The sequence below is a fragment of the Acidimicrobiales bacterium genome (assembly GCA_035316325.1).
GTDB lineage: Bacteria > Actinomycetota > Acidimicrobiia > Acidimicrobiales > VFJN01 > DASXTK01.
Window position 1 is genome coordinate 1 of record DATHJB010000082.1, and the last position, 5,934, is coordinate 5,934.

The 5,934-nt window shown below is 74.9% G+C and carries 3 protein-coding genes; 2 read left to right on the top strand and 1 reads right to left on the bottom strand.

From position 1 onward, the window contains the following. On the bottom strand, nt 1–851 hold an 851-nt coding region (locus tag VK611_11935; protein HMG42035.1), incomplete at its 3' end, for a serine/threonine-protein kinase. Nucleotides 852–964: 113 nt separating this feature from the next. Here VK611_11935 and VK611_11940 point away from each other — a divergent pair. Both VK611_11940 and VK611_11945 read left to right on the top strand, forming a co-directional pair. Continuing rightward, complete coding sequence (locus VK611_11940) at nt 965–5,356, top strand: FtsK/SpoIIIE domain-containing protein (GenBank protein HMG42036.1); 4,392 nt, start codon at nt 965–967, stop codon at nt 5,354–5,356. 57 nt (nt 5,357–5,413) lie between these two features. After that, on the top strand, nt 5,414–5,695 hold the full coding sequence (locus VK611_11945; GenBank protein HMG42037.1) for a WXG100 family type VII secretion target: 282 nt from the start codon (nt 5,414–5,416) through the stop codon (nt 5,693–5,695). The last annotated feature ends 239 nt before the right edge of the window (nt 5,696–5,934 follow it).

Below are 5,934 nucleotides of genomic sequence, written 5' to 3' on the forward strand. Positions count from 1 at the left end.
GCAGGTGGGGGAAGGACGGTGGCGCCGGCGGTGAGGGTCGGGGGGTGGGTGGGGAGTTGGCCGCGGGCGATGGCCTGGAGGCGGTCTCGCAACGCGTGGGCGGAGGGGAGGCGGGTCGCGGGGTCCTTCGTCAGGGCCGCCTCGATGGTGTCCCACAGGCCGGGGTGGAGCACCCGGAGCATCGGCGGCGCCGCGTCGTAGCGGACCCGGTGCCGGAACGCCGCCAGCGACTCGCCCGGCCGCAGCTCGAACGGCGCCCGGCCGGCCAGCATCGTGTAGAGCGTCGACCCCAACGACCACACGTCGCTCAGGCGGGACGGCGCCTCGCCGTCGAGCACCTCGGGCGCCGCGTGCCGCAGGGTCAGCCGCTCCGGCTCACCGCCCGCCGCCGCCCCCGAAGGCGCCATCTTGGCCACCCCGAAGTCGGCCAGCCCCGGCCCGTTCTCCGACAGGAGGATGTTCTCCGGCTTGATGTCGCCGTGCACCACGTCGAGGTCGTGGGCGCCCTGCACCGCCTCGGCGATCGGCAGCAGCACGGCCACGGCCTGGGCGTCGGTGAACGTGGTGCCCTCCCTGGCCAGCCAGTCGTGCACCGACCCGTCGTAGAGCTGCATGGTGACGTAGGGCCGGCCGTCCTGGGTCACGTCGGCGTGGAACACCTCCACCACGGCCAGCCGCCGCCCGGTCAGGCGGGCGTGCAGCACCCGCTCGCGCTCGAACAGGTCGTCGGCACCGCCGGCCCGCAGCACCTTCACGGCGACGTACCGGTGGAAGGAGTCCTCCCAGGCCCGGTACACGTCGGCGCTGCCGCCGCGGCCCAGCAGCTCGAAGCTCCTGTAGCCCGGGATCACGGCGGTCCACCCATGGCCCCGCGATCCTAGGTCACCGCCCGACGCCCCCGACCCCGCCGACCCCGCCGACCCCGGGCCGACCGTGCCCCCGGGAGCGCGTAGCCTGTTCCGGGGTGCAGATCGTCTTCGACGACGGGGCGGGCCGCCGGGACCTCGACGTGCGGATCAACAACCCCACCGCAACGGTGGCGGATCTTGCCCGCGCCCTCGATCCCCAGGGCCGGGAGCGTCCGCTGCTCGTCGGCGGCCGCCTCGCCGACCCCGACCTCGGCCTGCTGCGGGAGGCGGGGCTCTACGAGGGGGCGATCGTCGAGCTCGGCCCGGTGACCGGCAGCCCGGTCCCGCCCCCGCCGCCCCCGCCCCCGGGCCAGGCGCCCACCGAGCTGGTCGTCGTCAACGGCATCGACTCGGGGCGGCGCTACCCATTGCCCCGGGGCGCGGTGCTGGTCGGGCGCAACCAGGAGTGCGACGTGGTGCTCGACCACGGCTCGGTGTCGCGCCCCCACGCCCGCCTGACCGTGACCCGCGACGGCCAGGTGACCGTCCAGGACCTCGGCTCGCACAACGGCACCGCGCTCGACGGGCGCCACGTCCTCGAGCCCGTCACCGTGCCGGAGGGTGGGCAGCTGCGGCTCGGCGCGGTCGACGTGGAGGTCCGCCGGCCCACCGTCCACGACCGCCCCGACGTCGACCCCCACCGTGACGCCGGCGCGGCCGGCACCGTCGCCTTCAACCGCCCGCCCCGCACCGCTCCGCCGCCGCCGCCCGCCGAGGTCACGCTCCCGAAGGCCGTCAACGCCAACGTCGGCAAGGCGGCGTTCCCGATGGTCGCCATCCTCACGCCGCTGCTGTTCGCCGGCGTGATGTTCGCGACGACGAAGCAGGCCGCGACGCTGCTGTTCGTGCTGATGAGCCCGATGATGGCCATCGGCAACGCCGTCGACGGCAAGCGCAAGGGCCGCAAGAGCGAGCGCAGCGAGAAGGAGCGGTTCCGCCGGGAGCTGCAGGAGCTGCGGGAACGGCTCGCCGAGCGGGCCGACCAGGAGCGGGACCGGCGACGCGCCACCCACCCCGATCCCGCCGAGATCGTGCGCCGGGTGCAACAGCCCAGCACCACCCTCTGGGAGCGACGGCCCGACCACCCCCTGTTCCTCCAGCTCCGGGCGGGGGTGGGCGACGTCGGCTGGAGCCCGCCGGTGGCCGCCCGGCCGTCGCTGGCACCGGTCGCCGACGAGGTCACCGACGTCCTCGACGAGGCCGCCACGCTGCCCCGGGCCGCAGTCCCGGTCGACCTGTCGGGTGGCGGTGTGGTGGGCATCGTCGGCAACCGCACCGCGGCCCTGGCGTTGGCCCGATCCCTCGTGAGCCAGGCGGCCGTCCTCCACGGCCCCGCCGACCTGCCCACGATGGTCCTGGCCGACCGGGCGACCGGCCGCGAGTGGGACTGGGCGAAGTGGCTGCCCCACACCCGGGGGCCGAGCGGCGTCGACCGGATGCTGTCGGCCGACCGCGACCTGTCCACCCGGATGGCCGAGGCGCGCCTGGAGGCAGCCCGGATGTCGTCGGACCCGCGGGCCGCCCGCCCCGGGTCGACGGGACCTCAGGCCACCGGGCCGACCCTGCTGGTGGTGGTCGACGACGAGTCGCTCACCGTCGGCCGCCGGGCCCCCACCCGGAGCCTGCTGCGGGGCGAGGCCGGGCCGGTCGCCGGCATCGTGATCGCCGCCAGCGCCGACCGCCTGCCGATGGTGTGCACCACGGTCGTGGATCTCGACGGCAGCGAGGGCCGCGCCCACCTCACGCTGCCGCAGCGGGGCGAGCGGGTGGACGGCTTCGTCGTGTGCGGGATGGCCGACGACGTGGCCCGCGACTGCGCCCGCACGCTCGCCCGCTACGAGGACCCCGAGCTCGACCTCGTGGGCGCCGGGCTGCCGGCGTCGATCCGCCTGCTGCCGCTGCTCGACCTGGAGGAGTGCACGCCGGAGCTGGTGCGGGCCCGCTGGAAGCAGGCGGGCCACTCGCCGGGGCGGCTGGCGGCGCCGGTGGGGATCGCCGAGTCGGGCGTGTTCCCGATCGACCTGGTCGCCGACGGGCCCCACGGCCTGGTGGGCGGCACGACCGGGGCGGGCAAGTCGGAGCTGCTGCGCACGATCGTGGCCGGGCTCGCCGCCAACCACGACCCCGACCGCCTGACGTTCGTGCTGATCGACTTCAAGGGCGGCGCCGCCTTCGACGAGTGCGCCCGGCTGCCGCACACGGTCGGGCTGGTGACCGACCTCGACGAGCACCTGGCCGAGCGGGCGCTGCGCTGCCTCGAGGCCGAGCTGAAGTACCGGGAGCGGGTGCTGCGGGCCGCCGGCGCCACCGACCTGGCCGACTACCTGCGCCGCCCGGCGGGAGGCGCAGGTGAGCCGCTGCCCCGGCTGGTGGTCATCATCGACGAGTTCGCCACGCTGAAGGCCGAGCTGCCCCACTTCATCGACGCTCTGGTGGGGGTCGCCCAGCGGGGCCGCAGCCTCGGCGTCCACCTGCTGCTGGCCACCCAGCGGCCGCAGGGAGCGATCAGCGAGAGCATCAAGGCCAACACCAACCTGCGCATCGCCCTCCGGGTGCAGGACCGCAGCGACTCGGCCGACATCGTCGAGGTGCCGGACGCCGCGGCCATCCCCCGCAACCTGCCGGGTCGGGCCTACGTGCGCCTCGGCCCCGGCGAGGTCGCGGCGATACAGACGGCGCTGTCGACCGGCGTTCGCAGCGACGAGGCGCTGGTGCCGGTCGACGTGGCGCCGTTCGTCTACGGGCCTGCTCCCCGGTCGCCGGCGCCGCCGCCACCCCGACCGACCGCGTCCGTGTCCCCGTCCTCGACCGACGGCGACGGCGTCGGTGACGCCGGGGAGACCGACCTGTCGGTGCTGGTGGCGACCATCGGTCGGGCGTTCGAGGACAGCGGCCGGCCGGCGCCCCGGCGTCCCTGGCCCGACCCGCTGCCCACCGACGTCGACCTCGACGAGCTGATCGCCTGGGCCGCTCGTCGGGCCGACTCCCACGAGGGCCCGGCGTTCGTGCCGCTCGCCCTCGCCGACGACCCCGACGCCCAGTCGCAGTACCCCGTCGGCTGGGTGCCAGGCGACGGGAACCTGCTGGTCTACGGGGTGGGCGGCAGCGGCACGACCACCACCCTCGCCAGTCTCGCCCTGGCGCTGGCGCAGACCCACGGCCCCGACGACCTGCACCTCTACGTCCTCGACATCGGCGCCCGCGAGCTGGAGGACCTGGCCGCCCTGCCGCACGTCGCCGCGGTGATCACCGCCGCCGAGCGCGAGCGGCAGACCCGGCTGGTGCGGGTGCTGCGCGACGAGCTGGGGCGTCGGCGGGCGCTGGGGGTCGCCGCCGTGAACGAGCTGCCCACGATCGTCACCATGATCGACGGCTGGAGCGCCCTGGCCGCCGAGTACACCGATCTGGCCGGCAACGCCGTGCTCGACGCCCTGGCCCGGGTGTTCGCCGACGGCCCCGAGGTGCGGATGTACACCGTGATCACCGCCGACCGGCCCAACGCCATCCCGACGTCGCTGTCGTCGCTCGCCCGTCAGCGCCTGGCCCTCCGCCTGTCCGACCCCAACGCCTACACGGCCTTCGGCATCCGCACCCAGGCGGTGCCGGCGATGGTGCCCGGGCGGGCACTGGTCGGCGGCACCGGGCAGGTGCTGCAGATCGCCCGTCCCCGTGGGGGAGTGGCAGCCGCTGCGGCCCGGATCGCGGCCGCGTCGCCGTCGCCGAAGTCGTCGTCGTCGACCTCGACCTCGACGACGTCGTCGACCCGTCGGCCCCTGCGGGTGGAGGCCCTGACGGCCCAGCTGAAGGTGGCCGAGATCGGCGCCGACGCCCAGCTCGGGCAACGGCCCTGGGTGGTGCCGGTCGGGATCACCGAGGAGGCGCTGGAGCCGGCGTCGCTGGTGGCCTACGCCGGCGAGCACGCCCTGGTCACCGGGCCGGCCCGGTCGGGGAAGTCGACGGCGCTGCTGACGGTCGCCGCCGTCTGCCGCCGCGCCTACCCGGGGCTGTCGGTGCTCGCCGTCGCCGGGCCGCGGTCGCCGCTGTCGAGCCACGAGCTGGTGGACGACGTGATCACCCCGGCCACCGTCGGCGAGGTGCTGACCGCCCGGCTCGAGGCCAGCACCGCCACCACCCTGCTGTTGATCGACGACGCCGACATCGTCGACGACGTGGGCGACACCCTGGCCCGGCTGTCCGTGTCGGACCGGGCCGACCTCCTGATGGTGGCCGCCGGCCGCAACGACACCCTGCGGCAGGGCTACACCCACTGGACCAAGCATCTGCGGCGCTCGAAGCTCGGGGTGCTGCTGGTCCCCAACGTCGACTACGACGGCGAGCTGCTGGGCACCCAGGTCCCGCGGCGGGCGCCGGTGGCGATGACGCCGGGGCGGGGCTACCTCGTCAACAGCGGGCGGGCGGAGCTGGTGCAGGTGGCTTTGCCGCGCTGATCGGGCCTGGTGTCCTGCCCTACCATGCGCGTACGGACCCATGAGTGGAGGCGAACCATGGCGGAAGGCGTTGTCACTTCGACACCCGAGGCGATCCAGTCGATCGACTCCATGAAGCGGACCATCAGCGGGGGCCTGGTCGAGGCCATCAACACGCTGATCTCGCACGGCGACTCGCTCAACACCGCCAACTTCGACGGCGCCGCCGCCCACCGCTTCTACGAAGAGTGGCCCGCCACCAAGCAGGCCCTCAACACCGCCATCGAACGGCTCGGCATGATGAGCGACGACATCATGACCGTCAACACCAACATCCAGTCCGCCGGCGGCAACGCCTAACCACGCTCGGCTCCACCCCGGTCCGTCGCCCCCGCCGATCCGTGTCCCGGCGAGGGCGACGTCGAGTGGCCTACCCCAGCGGGCCCTTGTGCCAGGGTCCGGTGATGGCGAACGTGACGCCCGGGGTCTGGATGTTCACGAACAGCCAGTCGCCCAGGAACGTCGCGCCGGCCAACTCGTCCCACGATGCCGGCGTGGTCGACCCCGGGATCGTGCCCGGGCGGATGTTGGCGGCGAAG